Origin of the sequence: Bacillus sp. FJAT-27245 (assembly GCF_001273955.1) — a bacterium.
In the GTDB taxonomy this organism is placed as follows: domain Bacteria; phylum Bacillota; class Bacilli; order Bacillales; family Cytobacillaceae; genus Bacillus_D.
Map to the genome: position 1 here is coordinate 478,900 of NZ_LIGI01000001.1, position 15,899 is coordinate 494,798.

The following is a 15,899-nucleotide window of genomic DNA, read 5'->3' on the forward strand; positions in this document are numbered from 1 at the left end:
TAGGAATTTTAAAATCTATACTGTTGTTCCTTTTGCAATCGCTTGTTTTTGGTTCGCCTACTTGCTTGTGCCGAAAGAGGATTTGCCGGCGTTGGATTTTCTTAAAAATAGCTTATTATTGGCAGAGGCGGTACTAATAGGKTTTGAACTTTTTCTTGCAATATTTTTAATTGCAAAAGTCCCTAAACTGATTAACCAGTATAAAAAAGAAAAACAGGTAAGCAATCAGTTTCTCATCAATTTACAAAATGCACTGATAAAAACAATGGGACAGCGAAAAGTCCTCATTTTGTTTGCAACTGAGATATCTGTTTTTTACTACGGCTTGTTTTCTTGGAAAAATAAAAATAAGGAAAGTGAAACTGCATTCAGCTACCATAAGAATTCAAGTTATTTAGGAGAATTTATTATGCTGTCCCATGCGTTGGCCATAGAAATTATCGGTGTCCATTTTATGATGCTTAAGATAAACCACATACTTGCGTGGACAGTAACGGCTCTTGATGTTTATGCCCTTTTAATTTTGATAGCCGATTATAAAGCGATTGTGCAAAGCCCAATCATGCTTACTAAAGGTTCTATAAAAATCCAAAAGGGATTGAGGGCCACGATGGAAATCGACTATAACAATATTGAATCGATAGAGGTAAATCGGTCTACAAAGGAAGAAAGGCAAAAAGAGAAACGGGCCTATTCAATGGAATTAGGTTCAATGATGGAAGACAAAGTCCATTATGTTGTGAAATTTAAGGAAGGAATAACGATGAGGGGCCTTTATGGAAAAAAACGAAACATTGAAAAAGTATACATCTCGGTCGATGAGCCAGAGAAATTTATGAAGTGCTTAATGGATTTGAAAAAGGAGAGGGCAGAAGGAACATACAAGCCTGTAACAATCATGTCCAAGGTGAGCGAAAATATAAAAACCTGTTGAAGAAAATGGAGGCAAAGGTTAAGTTTGGATTAACAGAAAAAGTAGGAGGCATTTTAAGTGTACTTTCCATCAAAAAAAGATGTTTGGCTTACCTTGGTAATCTGGTTATCTGTACTTGTTTGTTTACTTCCACTGTTTTCAAAAGGGAATGGTTCACCTTTCACAACTGTACCGATTGCCGGGTTTTTGCTTTGGCTTTGGTTTTCGACAGGCTATAAAGTGGAAGAAGGACTGCTGATTGTAAAAAGCGGTCCTTTCAAAAGGAAGATTCCAATCAAGGAAATCGGGAAAGTCAAACAAAGCAAAAGCCTGCTGGCATCCTATGCGCTATCAATCAGGCGGCTGGAGATTAGGTTTGGCAAATATGGAATGGTCCATGTATCGCCCAAGGATGAGCAGGGTTTTATTAGATCCCTTAAAGAGGTCAATCCAACAATTCAAACAGAAGCAAGCTAAATCCCGAGCGGCCTTAGGGCTGTTCTTTTTTTATTAGATTTGATTTTCACTAGGGGCCACATGCTTTATACAGAGTGCCCCGTTCCAATCTGCGCTTTTTCATCTTCTTTTAAAAATAGCCCCCCACTTCTTCCCCATCTGCCATTGAAGTCCAGTTTTGCTTAAAAGCCATTCGGGTACTTACTTGGTATAAACATTGGACGGAGAGGGGAGATGAAGCATTTGGCGCGATCAGACAGATGCTCGATAGAAAGAGAAACAGCAACAGGAAAATACGGGATGGTGGCAACGGCCCATCCGCTGGCGACCGAAATTGGCGCGAAGGTACTTGAAGAGGGAGGGAACGCCATTGATGCCGCGGTCGCCATCCAGTTTGCCCTGAATGTTGGAGAGCCGATGATGACAGGCATTGGCGGTTCCGGTTTCTTCATGGTCTACCATAAGGAAACGGATGACATCAAAATATTTGACGGACACTCGGAAGCCCCGGCGGCAGCCCACCCCGAAATGTTTCTTGACGAAAACGGCGAGGTCATTCCTTTCAGGGAGCGGTCAACGCACGCAACCGCGGTCGGCATACCGGGAATCCTGAAAGCAATGGACGCCGCGCTAAAAGAATATGGAAGCAAGCCGCTTGCCGACCTTATCGAACCGGCTGCGCAGGCGTGTGAGGAAGGCATCCCCCTGAATTGGGTATTCATGAATTCACTTGATGAATTTGGCTATCGGCTTGGTGATGAAGCGAAGAAGGKGTATTTGTCAGAGGAAGGGAAGTTCAAGGAAGGCAATATCCTGAAAAAACCGCATCTGGCAAACACGTTCCGCATTTTGCAAAAAGAAGGCATTGCCGCTTTTTACGAAGGGGAAATTGCCGAAGCGATTGTCGAAACCCTTCAAAGCCTCGGTGGGTTCATAACGCTGGAAGACCTGAAAAAATACCGGCACACTGTTGATGAACCAACCAGGGGCTCATACAGAGGATATGATATCGCGGCTGCAAGCCCGCCAACCGCGGGAGGGCCGAGCCTCCTTTATATCCTGAACCTGCTCGAGAAGTTTGATCTTGCCTCCTATGGCCCGCGTTCCTGGGAAAAATATTATTTGTTCACCGAAGCGATGCGGCTCGCTTTTTCTGATAAAATAGCCTACATTGCCGACCCCCGCTTCAATGAAATCCCATTGAAAGGAATGGCCGACGAGCGTTATCTTGCGGAGCGGTTAAAATATATCAACTTTGAATTCAGGAATCCGGAAATCGATTTCGGGAACCCATGGAAGTATGAAGAGGGTAAGGGAAGGCCGGTCGTCAGGCAGCCGAATGACGAGGAGAAAAGTGAAACGACCCACTTTACCGTCGCCGATCGTTGGGGAAACATTGTCGCGTGTACATCGACCGTGGAGCATCCATTCGGGACAGGCATTATGGTTCCGGGCTACGGATTTTTCCTAAACAATGAATTGACTGATTTTGATGCGCTTCCCGGCGGGGTAAACGAGCCGGGGCCAGGGAAACGGCCGCTCAGCTGTAAATGCCCGACGATCCTTTTCAAGGATGGCAAGCCGGTTTTGACGCTCGGCTCACCAGGCGGGCCGACGATTATCGCATCCGTTTTCCAAACAATTGTGAATTTCATTGATTTTGGCATGGAGTTGAAGGACGCGATTGAAGAACCGCGAATCTTCTCCACCCCGGGCATGCTGTTGTCGTGGGAGCAGGGAATGGATATGCTCGCCAAAGGTAAGCTTGAGTCAATGAATTTTGAGTTTGGCGATGAGCCGCATGTGATTGGGAATGTCCAGGCGATCCAGTTCGACCGTAAAACGGGAATGATGCACGGGGCGGCCGATTCAAGTAGGGAAGGCACAGCAATCGGGATTGATTTTTTGCCTGAAGAGGAATAATAGGACTAGAAAAACAGTCCATTTTCGGATAGGATGGTAAACGAGACGAAAGGAGCGAACCACTTGGGCAAAGATATTACCGACAAAGACACACAAGTTACCTTCCTGAAACAGCGCCTGAACATGTTCATGGAACTGCTTGATGCGATTGAACCTGAAGAGGCGGACGTCGAGGACATCGACCGCCTGCTCGAAATTATTGACGACATCGAATCCAAAGTACGTGAATTCAATCATCGCGACATCTAAACCCCGCCAAGAGCGGGGTTTTTTTAATGGCAGATGGGATTTAGCGGCGTACATACTTTAATCCCCTAATCATTCGCGGTATAATGGACGAGAATGGGAATGTTTGCACTTTTCATACTATAGCTGTTTCATACAAGGGGGAGAAGACAGTGAACATAGAAAAGTTTCAGGAAAGTATGTACAAACTTATTGTGGAAACGTCTACAAAGCTGCCGAAGGATGTCCGCCGGGCAATCAAGGCCGCGGCAGAGAGGGAAAATGCCGGAACACGTTCGGCGATGAGCCTTGCGACAATTACCAATAATATCAAAATGGCGGATGAACAGGTTTCGCCAATTTGCCAGGATACCGGGCTGCCAACGTTCAAAATCAAGACCCCTGTTGGCGCGAACCAAATCCAGATGAAAGCCGCCATCCAGCATGCGATTGCTTTGGCGACAAAGGATGGCAAGCTCCGCCCGAACTCCGTCGACTCGCTGTCAGGTGAAAACAGCGGCGACAACCTTGGCGGCGGAACGCCTGTCATCAAGTTTGAACAATGGGAGAAAGACTATATCGACGTCCGCCTCATTTTAAAAGGCGGCGGTTGTGAAAATAAAAACATCCAATACAGCCTTCCTTGCGAGCTTGAAGGCCTTGGCCGGGCAGGCCGCGACCTCGATGGAATCCGCAAATGCATCATGCATTCCGTCTATCAGGCGCAAGGACAGGGTTGCAGCGCGGGATTCATCGGCGTAGGCATCGGAGGTGACCGTTCTTCCGGTTATGACCTTGCCAAGGAACAGCTATTCCGTTCCAATGATGACGTGAATCCGAATGAAGACCTCCGCAAGCTTGAGGAATACATTATGGACAATGCCAACAAGCTTGGTATCGGTACAATGGGATTCGGCGGGGAAACAACCCTTCTTGGCTGTAAAATTGGTGTGATGAACCGGATTCCAGCCAGCTTCTTTGTGTCGGTTGCCTACAACTGCTGGGCATTCCGCCGACTTGGAGTGAATGTCCATCCTGAAACAGGGGAAATCATTGACTGGATGTACCAGGAAGGCGAAATGATCGATTTTAAACAGGATCATACACTTGCTGCCCAGGAAACTGCCGCGGCATCTGAAGGAGTCATCACGCTTCAGGCGCCAATTACCGAAGAGCAAATCCGCAGCCTGAAGGTTGGCGATGTTGTCCAAATTAATGGAATGATGTATACAGGCCGTGACGCGATCCATAAATATTTGTCGACCAATGATTCTCCAGTCGATTTGGATGGCCAGGTCATTTACCATTGCGGACCGGTTATGTTAAAGGACGAAGAAGGCAACTGGCATGTTAAGGCTGCCGGCCCGACAACAAGCATTCGTGAGGAACCATACCAGGGTGATATCATGAAGAAATTCGGCATCCGAGCTGTTATTGGAAAAGGCGGAATGGGACCAAAAACTCTTGCCGCGCTTCAAGAGCATGGCGGGGKTTATTTGAACGCAATCGGAGGGGCAGCACAGTATTACGCGGACTGTATTAAATCTGTCGAAGGCGTTGACCTGATGCAGTTCGGCATTCCGGAAGCAATGTGGCATTTGAAGGTGGAAGGGTTTACCGCTGTTGTTACAATGGATTCACACGGCAACAGTCTTCACGCCGATGTCGACAAATCCTCGCTCGAGAAGCTTGCACAGTTTAAAGAACCGGTTTTTAAATAAGAATATTCTGACAAAACGACAACCTTTCCTAAGGAGGCTGTCGTTTTTTTAGTCAAGCAACAGAATTTGCCGGAATTTCCCGGGAAATTCAATAGAGTGCAACACAATTCTCCAGAGTGAAAATATTGCCAGAAGTATTATCGACAAGGTTTCCAAACACTAAAGAAAATTGGGTTTGGAGGAATCCGTAAAATGAGAAAATTGTATATGATTTTGTTTGCAGTTTGCATTATCCTCGCATTCATTCCGAAAAAGAGTCATGGCCAAACCTCTTCTACACCGTTCGGATGGGGGTTTAAACGCGGACAAAACGAACAGCAGGCTGATGCGGGATGGCAATATGAAGCACTCCTCGAAAAAAACGGAGCATTTTACAAGGGCAGCCCCGACGAGAAAATCGTATATCTGACGTTCGACAATGGCTATGAAAACGGCTATACAGAAAAGGTTCTTGATGTCCTGAAAAAAGAAAAAGTCCCCGCCGCATTTTTCGTAACTGGCCACTACATTGAGAGTGCGCCGGAATACGTGGAACGAATGGTAAGGGAAGGGCATATCGTCGGAAACCATTCGTGGGGGCACCCCGATTTTACGAAGATACCTGACGCACAAATCAAACAAGAGCTAGAGCGGGTCCGTGCAGCCTACCAAGAGTTGACCGGGAAAAAGAAAATGTCCTATGTCCGGCCGCCACGCGGAACGTTCAGCGACAGGTCCATGGCAGTAAGCAAGGAAGCAGGCTATACGCATGTGTTCTGGTCACTTGCATTTGTCGACTGGAATGTGAACCAGCAAAGAGGCTGGCAATATTCGTATGACAACATCATGCGGCAAATCCATCCGGGAGCAGTCATTCTGCTTCATTCCGTCTCAAAGGACAATGCCGACGCCCTTGAAAAAGTGATCGTCGACCTAAAGGCAAAAGGGTACAAATTCAAAAGCCTCGACCATTTGGCCAAACAGCAAAAAGGAAAGTAGTCGAAAGAACTGCAGCGATGCAGTTCTTTTTTCTCTTTTTGGTTAGGTTGATTGTTGTCAGAAACAACCATATTTGTGACAAATAAGACCCAAAATTGATTTAGATATCACAATGCACACCTTTTACCGCAAATACAAACGATGTTGGAACCTTTGCAATATATTTTAAATCCTTGATATCGGTTTTAAATTCTTGTTGATTAAATGGTATAATTAGGAATATAGCCCTTATAGAAGTTCCTCAGCCATAAGCCGGATTAAAATAGCTCAAAAATTATCTAATAAATGGAGGTAACGGATGGGAAAGGTAGTGCTAAAAAACGAGAAAAGTCCGATGCTCATTGTTGTTTGGGCGATTATTTTATTTATTTGCAGTTCTTTTATGCCCTTCATTATCGTCTTTATGATTCAAAGCTATTTTTTCAAGAGTCCCAATCAGTGGTTATATATCGCTCCTGGCGAAGGTTATATAACTTTCATGGCCGGTATGTTTTGGATTTCGATTGTCATGTTCCTCTATGTCTTTATTCAATCCAAATTTCATGTGAAATTTATAAAGTGGATAGCCCTGGGACTGCTAACTTTAAGCATCCCCCTGTTCATGTTCGGGTCGAACCACTATTATTACTTCGATGAAACAGGCCTCCATTATAATGAACTAAATTCATTCAATCAAACGACGACTTATGATTGGGCGAGTTTTAAAGAAGTAAAACAAGTATATGCCAATCGGCCAACGAACAACGCCAGGTATTTGGATCACTATGAGTTCATTATGCCGGATAACAGGCGTATTGTTATTCCTTATGACTCGGATCTTAGAAGAAGCGAAAAAAGAATTTTGGTAAAACTGGAGAGAAGCCATGTTAAAGTTACGGATAATTATTATGAGTGAGAAAAGGTCTGCTAGTTTAGGTGAACCTCAAAATCATTCGTGAGGTGATGGTATGAAAAACTCCAAAAGGGTAATTGTCTCTCTTTGCTTACTATCGATTTTCTATCTATCAGGCTGTATAAAAAGCAACAAAGAGAATGTCAGTGTTAATGCAAATGCTGGGCCGGTAAAAGGTGACACCCACCAATGGGATCGGTCACCTGAATTTAAATCTTCGGAGGGAGATTATCTGATCGGCGAGGAAGGGAAAGTTGGGATTGTTGGGCCTGAGTTTGTCGCGGGGGAAACGAACAAATGGCTTTGGCATTTTTGGGGCGATGAACAGACGATAGAAGACGGCGATTTTAAAGTTGTCGCGATACACAAAGAGACAGGAGTAAAAGAAAAAGCACTCGTTGAAAATGCTGGCACACCGAATAAGAAAAAAGTTTGGAACTATGGAAAGCTGAGCTATGGCCCGAACGGGGTTAGAGGGTCTGACAGCTCAAAGCCTTCCAATATGTCATTATCCAAACCGGGCCTGTGGCGTTTGGAAGTATCCATTGGAGATAAAAAGATTGGTGCCATTGTTGTGGATGTTAAAGAGAGATGAAGAAGCCAGTATACCAGGGGGAATGAAAATGAACCGTTCGATATCTAAATGTCCAAAATGCGGTGGAAATGATCTGGGTAAGGGGAAGCAAAGTGGATATACGGTTATGTATCCAATAAATAAAATGAGTCTAGGTTCTGATATAGAACATATTCTTTGTACAAAATGCGGGTATATAATTGAGAGCTATGTAAAAAAGCCTGAGAAGTTTAAGGACACTTTATAATAATTCAATTTTAGCAAAAGGGCTTTGCCATTTCATCTAATGATTGTGGGGAGAAAGGTAAGCAATCACGAATTCCAAAGGGGGCAGCGAACGATATGCAAATAGAGACATTAGAACAATTGATAGTAGCGATGGATACACTTCCTAGAAAACAAAAAACCCTGATTATCGGGGTTGATGGATGCGGGGGTTCGGGAAAAAGCACCCTGGCTAGAAAGCTTAAAGAAGCCAGAACAAATGCAACGATTGTCCATATGGACGATTTTTATTTCCCTACCGCCCAAATAATAAAAGGTTCGCCTCAGGATAAGCCGGTTGGCGCTGATTTTGATTGGCAGCGGGTATTAAATCAGGTGCTGCTGCCATTGAGCCAGGATAAAGAAGGCAGCTACCAGCGTTACGATTGGAACAGCGATCAGCTTGCCGAATGGCATACCGTTCCTGTCGGCGGGGKTGTCATTATTGAAGGGATTTCCTCGACCCGGCATGAGCTGGCGGAATACTACGATTTCACTATTTTTGTGAATTGTCCGTATGAAACAAGGCTCCAAAGAGGGCTTGAGCGGGATGGAGAAGGGGCAAGGGAAATGTGGGTAGACAACTGGATGATTGCGGAACAGATGTATGTGGACGCCCATAAGCCACATGAGCGCGCGGATTTGGTGCTTGATGGCACGAAGTAGTATAGTGATTTAGTCCCCTGATAAGAAAAAATTGGAATATTTTCCAACATAGAAGTTGATGCCGGCTACAGTTTCCTAACTAGGCGAGCATCTTTTTTTAGGTGTTCGCAGTGCTTTAGGCCATACAAGGAAAACATGCTATAATCATGGAAAATGGACAAAGGGGAAACTAGTGTGTGGCAGGAATCAATTCAAATAGATGGCCCTTATAATTTTGACAGGGTCCTTGACCGGCTTTCGATGGATCCACTCAATGCCTTGAATCTTGAAAAAAGGACAATAAAGGTACCGATTAAACTTGGCGGAGAAGCTTACACTGCAACTGTCACCGCAACTGGTACAACTGAACGGCCAAGCTTCGTCATTGAAGCCAAAAGCGGCGATAAAGACCGCATCATCAAACGGATTGCCGAGGTTTTTCAGTGGGAAGTGCCGTTAAAGGATATTCACGAGCATTTTGGTAAAACTGACCTCAATGAAATTTTTGAAGAGCATATCGGAACGCCGCTCATTCTTGACTTCGATCCGTTCGGCTGCGTCCTGAAGTGTATTATCCACCAGCAGCTGAATATGGCATTCGCCATCAAGCTGACTGAACGCTTTGTGAAAAAATACGGCTACGAAAAAGACGGCGCCTGGTTCTATCCCGATCCCGAAACGGTTGCCGCTCTAAGCGTAGAAGAACTAAGGGAACTTCAATTCAGCGGGCGGAAAGCAGAATATTGCATCGACATTGCCAAGGCAGTCACTGTGGGCGGTTTGGATATCGATGCTTTAAAGCATGAAGATGAGCAAGTTATTTTTGACAGGCTTATCAAAATCCGTGGCATAGGCGCCTGGACCATCCAGAATTTCCTCCTGTTCGGCCTCGGCCGCCAAAACCTGTTTCCGATGGCCGACATCGGCATCCAAAACGCATTGAAAAACCTATACCAGCTCGAACGCAAACCCACCATTGAAGAAATGGAACGATATAAAACCGGCTGGGAACCATACCTAAGCTATGCCTCCCTCTATTTATGGAGAAGCATTGAATGAAACAAGTGCTTGTTAAAGAGGGAAAATAAATGGAGTTGAACATCATGAAAAAAGAACAGGCAATTAAAATTGAACAAAAGCAGACCTTTCCTCTAACCATCAAGAGGCTCGGGATCAATGGAGAGGGCGTCGGTTATTTCAAGAGGCAGGTTGTCTTTGTTCCCGGCGCGCTTCCGGGTGAAGAAGTCGTTGTTGAGGCGACTAAAATTAATCCAAAGTTCGCTGAAGCACGGATCAAAAAAATCCGTAAAGCGTCGCCATACCGGGTGGCACCGCCATGCCCGGTTTTCGAACAGTGTGGCGGATGCCAGCTCCAGCATCTGAAGTATGAACGGCAGCTAGTGGAAAAGCGTGACATCGTCCTGCAGTCACTCGAGCGCCATACAAGGCTGAAATTAGACGAAATCGATGTCCGCCGGATGATCGGCATGGAAGACCCTTGGGCATACCGAAATAAAAGCAGCTTTCAGGTTGGCGTGGAAAAAGGAAAGGTTCTCGCTGGTCTGTACGGGCTTAACTCGCACAAGCTCATCAATATTGAGCAATGCGCCGTCCAGCATTCTGCAACGACTGATGCGACATTAAAGGTACGGCAAATTCTCCAGGATCTCCGCATTCCAATTTATAATGAGAAATTCCGGAAAGGAATTGTCAGGACCATCGTCACTCGGGTCGGCATCCAGTCCGAGGAACTTCAGGTTGTCCTGATTACGACGCAAAAAGACATCCCCAAAAAGGAACTATTAATAGAAGAAATTAAAAAGAGGTTGCCGGGGGTTAAGTCAATTGTCCAAAACATCAACGGGGAAAGAACTTCTTTGATTTTTGGAAAGGAAACAGCTACGTTGTCCGGAAACGATTTTATCCAGGAAACACTCGGCGATTTGCAGTTTGAGCTTTCCGCAAGAACATTCTTCCAATTGAATCCTATCCAGACAGTAAAGCTATACGATGAAGTGAAAAAGGCTGCCGGGCTGACAGGCGTGGAAAAAGTCGTCGATGCGTACTGCGGCGTTGGAACAATCGGCCTTTGGGTCGCTAGCCAAGCAGGCGAAATCAGGGGAATGGACATCATCCCCGAATCAATCGACGACGCAAAGAAAAACGCCTCCCGCCACGGCATTAAGCACGCAAAATATGTAACAGGCAAGGCAGAAGAATGGCTGCCGAAATGGACGAAAGAAGGCTGGCGCCCTGACGTCGTCATCGTCGACCCGCCGCGGACAGGCCTTGACGGCAAGTTGCTGGAAACGCTATTGAAAGTTAAACCAAAGAAAATCGTCTACGTCTCATGTAATCCATCCACGCTGGCAAGGGACATCCAGACGTTAAGCAAGAAATTTAAAGTTGAGTACATCCAGCCAGTTGATATGTTTCCTCAGACTGCACATGTTGAGGCAGTATCGCAAATAGTTCTAAAAGAAGAAGCAGGTTCCCGCTAAGGAATCTGCTTCTATTTTCCGGGAAAGTGGGTGATATGGGTAATTGTTACGAGGGAATTAGAAGTTTCTCGACTTTTTGGTAGCCCATATTCCGAGTTAGTTTGCGAGATAAAATTTTTATTTTACCTCACAATAAAATAAGTTGTCAATAGTTAATTTGCATTTTTTGAAAATAAATGTTACAATAATCTTACAATTGTTTTTTTAATCGTATTCCGAATTCAGCTGTACTTTTTACAGGTGGAGTTATGGATACGGTTTTTTAATATCCTTTTTTAAACGAAGAAAAAATCAAACAGTTGTGTGGGCTTTAAAAGGTCTTAGGCGGATAAAATTATCAATTTACTAACTGGCAGTAATCGAGTTTTTATTCTACAAGGAGGACTGGGATATTGAATCTAATCAATAAGAAAGTTACACACAAGCGTTTTGGCATGGGTAGTATAGTTAAGCATAGTGATTCTCGTATTGTAATAAATTTCGCATCTGAAAGTAAAAAGTTTGTTTTCCCCGATGTATTTGGAGAGCACCTGAAACTGCATGATAAAGTTGCTGCTAATTCACTCGAAAAAATTATACGAAAAATGGAAGTTGAACGGAAGGAAGAGGAGTGGAAGAAGGAAGAGGAAAAAAAGCTCCAACAACAAAAACGGGAGCTTCGCTTGGAATATGAAAAGCTTATGAATAATCATAAGCTTCATCCCGAATCACAAATGGTTTTTTGGTGTGACACAGAAGAACAGAATGGTTCTTTTTCAGAGTGGAGGGTTTTTTCTGGCGAAATAAAAAGCGGTAAAAACCAGGGGAAGCCAAACAAGCCCATCCGCTTGCACCAGAATAGCGCTGTCCTGTTAACAGAAAGGGATTCCAATATGCCTGAAAAAAATAGGCGCATCTTAGGTGTCTATATGGTGGATGAAGGTTTTATCGGCAAGCTTTGTGAAGATGGATATATTCCTGCTCATTCAATATACAGACTCCAACTTACAGAAAAGGAATCGGAACAGATGCTTTTCTGGAACTATTACGTAAATGAGAAGTTTCCCCACAGAATGACATGGAATACAGGTAAATACCGTTATTTTGGTAATTTATTGATGGCTCAAATTTTGCATAATATCGTTGCGTTGAAAAGTGACCCTGAGGAACGAGAGTTGGCACAACAATTTTTTGACCATTTTTGTAAAATGAACCAAATATCAGATCAAGAATTGCCAAAGCCTAATGGCGCATTATTGCGTGTTTAGTTGTCAGCCCAAAGGTATGGCAGGGAATAAACGCACATATTAGGTACACTTGAAATATAGTAAAACGAAATTCTTCCCACTTTTATTTGTAAACTCCCTCCACAACCCGTCACATACAAGCTCTCGCGAAGAAAGAAGGCAACTGCCCAAATGGGAGTTGCCTTCTCGCGTTTTTTTATGTTCGGATATAACCTACCTTTAAAGCGTTTTTCAAAAATGGGCTTGGTTCGCCTACGCTATAAAGCTGCAAATAATGCATTGCCCTAGTGCAGATGGTGTAGAAGATCCTCCGCAGGCTTTCATCTCCATATGTTTTCTCCGATGCATCATAAATGATGACGGCATCAAATTCGATTCCTTTTGATAAATAGGACGGGATGACAACTACCCCTTGTTCGTATTCAATTGAATTGCTCTTCAGGAGTTTAATTTCATCAATGCTGGACAGAGCTTCATAAGCCTTTGCGCTTTCCTCGGCAGATTTGCAGATGATTGCAATGCTATTAAGCCCCAGTCCCCGAAATTCTGCCACTTTGGAAGCAATGGAGCGGTGCAGTTCAGCGCGGTCGGCAAATTGCGTCAGCGCAGGCCGGTCTCCTTCGCGCTCGAAAGGGATAATTCGGTCGCCGCCAGGAATGAGTCTGCGTGTAAATTCGATAATCGGTTTTGTGGATCGGTAGCTCCGCGCCATGTTGATCACTTCCGTTTCCTCCGGTCCGTATAGATTGGTAAGCATGTGGAAATCAGCCGTTTCACTGGCATGGGTAAATATCGCCTGATTAAAATCGCCAAGAACGGTCATCTTTGCCGAAGGGAACAATCGCTTCAAAAACTCGAATTGAAAAGGTGAATAATCCTGTGCTTCATCAATGACTATTTGTTTGATCGAACTGTTCGTTTGAAAGCCCTGGATTAGCTCTTTTAGAAGTAAATACGGAGTAGCGTCTTCATAAAATAATTTGCCTTCTCCAAGCGCATCCAGTGTCAATCGGCAAATATCCGCCCACCCCAGAGGTGCTTTCCCCTCAAGCCATTGTTCAACTTGCAAGGGGTCGGTAAATAGCTGTTTGTACATCCCTTGAATGTCTATAAAACGAAACGCGCGGATTCGGTTTCGTAGTGGCTTTAATTTTTGGCGGACAATTAATCGGGCAAGGGCGTCGTATTCAACCTCGTAATTGATAACCGCTTCTCCTTTAAGCCCTCGCTTTTTCGCCAAGTAGGTGTGCGCCTTATGGTACTCCTCGTTGCTAAGCAGCTCGATTTCCTCCTGTACCCAAGGCTTGGTCCGTTCAAGTTTCTCAGCTTCATCTATTTTCTTCATCAGCCAATCCTTCAATTTTTCAAGGCGATTATGGAAGCGGAGTGAGGTATCGCTGCTATAAAATCTTTCTGCAATTTGCTCCGAGGTAACAATCGGCTTACCTCTGAAAGTAATCCCTTTAAATAGCATTCCGGATAACTCCAGAGACTCCCTGTATGTTTTAATCGCCTCGAAAAAACGATTGGATGCCTTGAATCGGATGCCGGCTATCCTGGACATGTATGAGGGGGTATTAACTGCAGTTAATACGTATTCCAGTTGCTCGTACGGATTTTCAACTTGAAATTCTTTTCCAAGCCGATGGGCCAAGTATTCCTGAAATGTAACCTGCTGCATATTCTCTTCACCAAGTTCAGGCAACACATTGGACACATAACTGTTAAACATCGTATTCGGCGAAAAGAGGATAATTTGGTCGGCATTAAGGCGATCTCGATATTTATAGAGCAAATAGGCAATCCGCTGCATGGCGGCCGATGTCTTTCCGCTGCCCGCTGCGCCATGTACAATAAGCAGCCGCCCCCGATCATGGCGGATAATCCTGTTTTGCTCCTGTTGAATTGTCGCTACAATATTGTGCATATATTTGTCGGTACCCTTGCCAAGCACCTTCTGTAAAATTTCATCTCCGATCGTGATGCTCGTATCAAACATGGATTGGAGCACGCCGTCCCGGATAAGATATTGCCACTTTTTCTCCAAGGTACCATTGATTACTCCGCCAGGCGTTTCATATTTAGCCGGACCGGGCTGGGAGTCGTAATAGACGCTTGAGACAGGAGCCCTCCAGTCGTAGACAAGGAAATTTTCCCCTCCTTGGTCCGTAAGTGTGGAGATTCCAATATAAATCTCCTCCTTAACCGAAGTGCCTTCTTCAATGAAATCGATTCGGCCAAAGTAGGGGATTTCCTTCATTCGGCGCAGTGCAGCTAGTCTCCTGGATGCGTGTCTGTGCGTACTTTGGCTAACGGCAAGAGCCTGGGCCTCTTGGCGTAAGCCGATGATCGTTTCGAGGTAATCATCAAAGGTATCCGTATTTACCTTGATTTCGTCCCAAAAGTGTTTGCGGATGTGAATGACTTCATTTCGATGCTGGGCAGTTTCTCCCTCCAGATTGCTGATTTGTTCCTTAATTATTTTCATTACATTGTCCACTCGTTCTTGCTCACGTTGAAATTCCAAATTCACAGCAAACACTCCTTTGAAAAAATAATATTGGGGGTTGACTCTTGATGGGGTTAGGTGATATAATTAAAATGAGGATAAATAGGCATAACGGTAAATGATGGATGCCTATCTAGATAAATTTATCACGATTTTTTGTTTTTTTCAATGGATGGGACAACTTCTTAGCTTGTCTATTTAAAATTTATATAAAGCCCAATGAACTTAGATAAGCAAGAAACCCTTCATGCGAATAGATATGAAGGGTTTCTTTTTTTGAAAGTTGCTACCCGCCAACAGCCCATATGTTAAAATCATCAATAATAACCAGATTGTTTCGTGTTTTTACCAGAGCATGAGGCAATATAAAAATATATTAAACGAGGAGCTTTGGTGTATGGAAAATAAAAATAGAGAGTTATCATCAGAACAACGTGAAGAACAGCTTGGAACATTGAAAGCCCGTTTTGAGAAAAACATGAATCGCCACGAAGGACTTGAATGGGGTAAAGTCCAAGCAAAACTGGATGCTAATCCTGAAAAGTTGTGGTCACTAAACGAAATGGAAGATACCGGTGGTGAACCGGATGTTGTTGGCTATGATGCAGAGTCGGGTGAATACATTTTTTATGATTGTTCTACGGAAAGCCCTAAAGGACGCAGAAGTGTTTGCTATGACCGGGAAGCGCTGGAGTCGAGAAAACAGCACAAACCACAAACGAGCGCTATGGATATGGCGGCAGGCATTGGTATTGAGATTTTAACCGAAGAGCAATACCGGGACCTGCAGAAACTAGGAAGTTTCGATACGAAAACATCGAGCTGGGTGAAAACACCTGATACTATTAGAAAGCTCGGAGGAGCCATCTTTTGTGATCGCCGGTATGATACAGTCTTTGTGTACCATAATGGAGCAGAAAGCTATTATGCCGCCAGGGGTTTCCGTGGAGCGCTAAGGGTCTGAATGTGCAATGGAGCGTTTCACGCTGAAGTGGCCGATGTTGTAATACCCATTGTTTTAATAGGAAGGAAAAAACTCTACCCTTTGTTAAAGTTTTCTATATAATGGATT

At 44.3% G+C, this 15,899-nt stretch carries 15 protein-coding genes; 14 read left to right on the forward strand and 1 reads right to left on the reverse strand.

What is annotated here, in order from left to right; translation table 11 throughout:
- Positions 1 to 91 precede the first annotated feature (91 nt).
- The 13 genes from ADU24_RS02280 (at position 92) to ADU24_RS02340 (ending at position 12,339) form a co-directional block, all read left to right on the forward strand.
- Positions 92 to 934: a hypothetical protein gene (locus ADU24_RS02280; RefSeq protein WP_156324494.1), complete on the forward strand. Its 843-nt coding sequence runs from the start codon at positions 92 to 94 to the stop codon at positions 932 to 934.
- 57 nt (positions 935 to 991) lie between these two features.
- A complete protein-coding gene (locus ADU24_RS02285) occupies positions 992 to 1,390 on the forward strand; it encodes a PH domain-containing protein (RefSeq protein ID WP_053365115.1) in 399 nt (132 codons plus the stop codon).
- A 213-nt stretch (positions 1,391 to 1,603) separates the two neighbouring features.
- Positions 1,604 to 3,292, forward strand: a complete 1,689-nt coding sequence (ggt, locus tag ADU24_RS02290; RefSeq protein WP_053365116.1) for a gamma-glutamyltransferase — start codon at positions 1,604 to 1,606, stop codon at positions 3,290 to 3,292.
- 63 nt (positions 3,293 to 3,355) lie between these two features.
- A complete protein-coding gene (locus ADU24_RS02295; RefSeq protein ID WP_053365117.1) occupies positions 3,356 to 3,541 on the forward strand; it encodes an SE1561 family protein in 186 nt (61 codons plus the stop codon).
- 149 nt (positions 3,542 to 3,690) lie between these two features.
- Positions 3,691 to 5,238 carry a fumarate hydratase gene (locus ADU24_RS02300; RefSeq protein ID WP_053365118.1) on the forward strand — a complete coding sequence of 516 codons (1,548 nt, stop codon included), beginning with the start codon at positions 3,691 to 3,693 and terminating at the stop codon, positions 5,236 to 5,238.
- 192 nt (positions 5,239 to 5,430) lie between these two features.
- Positions 5,431 to 6,216 carry a delta-lactam-biosynthetic de-N-acetylase gene (gene pdaA, locus ADU24_RS02305; protein ID WP_053365119.1) on the forward strand — a complete coding sequence of 262 codons (786 nt, stop codon included), beginning with the start codon at positions 5,431 to 5,433 and terminating at the stop codon, positions 6,214 to 6,216.
- 298 nt (positions 6,217 to 6,514) lie between these two features.
- Positions 6,515 to 7,111, forward strand: coding sequence for a hypothetical protein (locus ADU24_RS02310; protein WP_053365120.1), 597 nt, complete (start codon positions 6,515 to 6,517; stop codon positions 7,109 to 7,111).
- A gap of 52 nt (positions 7,112 to 7,163) precedes the next feature.
- Positions 7,164 to 7,703: a DUF4871 domain-containing protein gene (locus ADU24_RS02315; protein WP_053365121.1), complete on the forward strand. Its 540-nt coding sequence runs from the start codon at positions 7,164 to 7,166 to the stop codon at positions 7,701 to 7,703.
- Between the two features lie 28 nt (positions 7,704 to 7,731).
- A complete protein-coding gene (locus ADU24_RS02320) occupies positions 7,732 to 7,929 on the forward strand; it encodes a hypothetical protein (RefSeq protein ID WP_053365122.1) in 198 nt (65 codons plus the stop codon).
- Positions 7,930 to 8,024: 95 nt separating this feature from the next.
- Complete coding sequence (locus tag ADU24_RS02325; RefSeq protein WP_053365123.1) at positions 8,025 to 8,612, forward strand: uridine kinase family protein; 588 nt, start codon at positions 8,025 to 8,027, stop codon at positions 8,610 to 8,612.
- A 174-nt stretch (positions 8,613 to 8,786) separates the two neighbouring features.
- Positions 8,787 to 9,650 carry a DNA-3-methyladenine glycosylase family protein gene (locus ADU24_RS02330; RefSeq protein ID WP_053365124.1) on the forward strand — a complete coding sequence of 288 codons (864 nt, stop codon included), beginning with the start codon at positions 8,787 to 8,789 and terminating at the stop codon, positions 9,648 to 9,650.
- A 44-nt stretch (positions 9,651 to 9,694) separates the two neighbouring features.
- On the forward strand, positions 9,695 to 11,092 hold the full coding sequence (gene rlmD / locus ADU24_RS02335; protein WP_053368738.1) for a 23S rRNA (uracil(1939)-C(5))-methyltransferase RlmD: 1,398 nt from the start codon (positions 9,695 to 9,697) through the stop codon (positions 11,090 to 11,092).
- Between the two features lie 392 nt (positions 11,093 to 11,484).
- Complete coding sequence (locus tag ADU24_RS02340; RefSeq protein ID WP_053365125.1) at positions 11,485 to 12,339, forward strand: hypothetical protein; 855 nt, start codon at positions 11,485 to 11,487, stop codon at positions 12,337 to 12,339.
- A gap of 175 nt (positions 12,340 to 12,514) precedes the next feature.
- Here the strand turns inward: ADU24_RS02340 and helD are convergent, their stop codons facing one another.
- Positions 12,515 to 14,851 carry an RNA polymerase recycling motor HelD gene (gene helD, locus ADU24_RS02345; RefSeq protein WP_053365126.1) on the reverse strand — a complete coding sequence of 779 codons (2,337 nt, stop codon included), beginning with the start codon at positions 14,849 to 14,851 and terminating at the stop codon, positions 12,515 to 12,517.
- 373 nt (positions 14,852 to 15,224) lie between these two features.
- Between helD and ADU24_RS02350 the strand changes: the two genes are divergently transcribed.
- Positions 15,225 to 15,791 carry a DUF4256 domain-containing protein gene (locus ADU24_RS02350; protein WP_053365127.1) on the forward strand — a complete coding sequence of 189 codons (567 nt, stop codon included), beginning with the start codon at positions 15,225 to 15,227 and terminating at the stop codon, positions 15,789 to 15,791.
- Positions 15,792 to 15,899 lie beyond the last annotated feature (108 nt).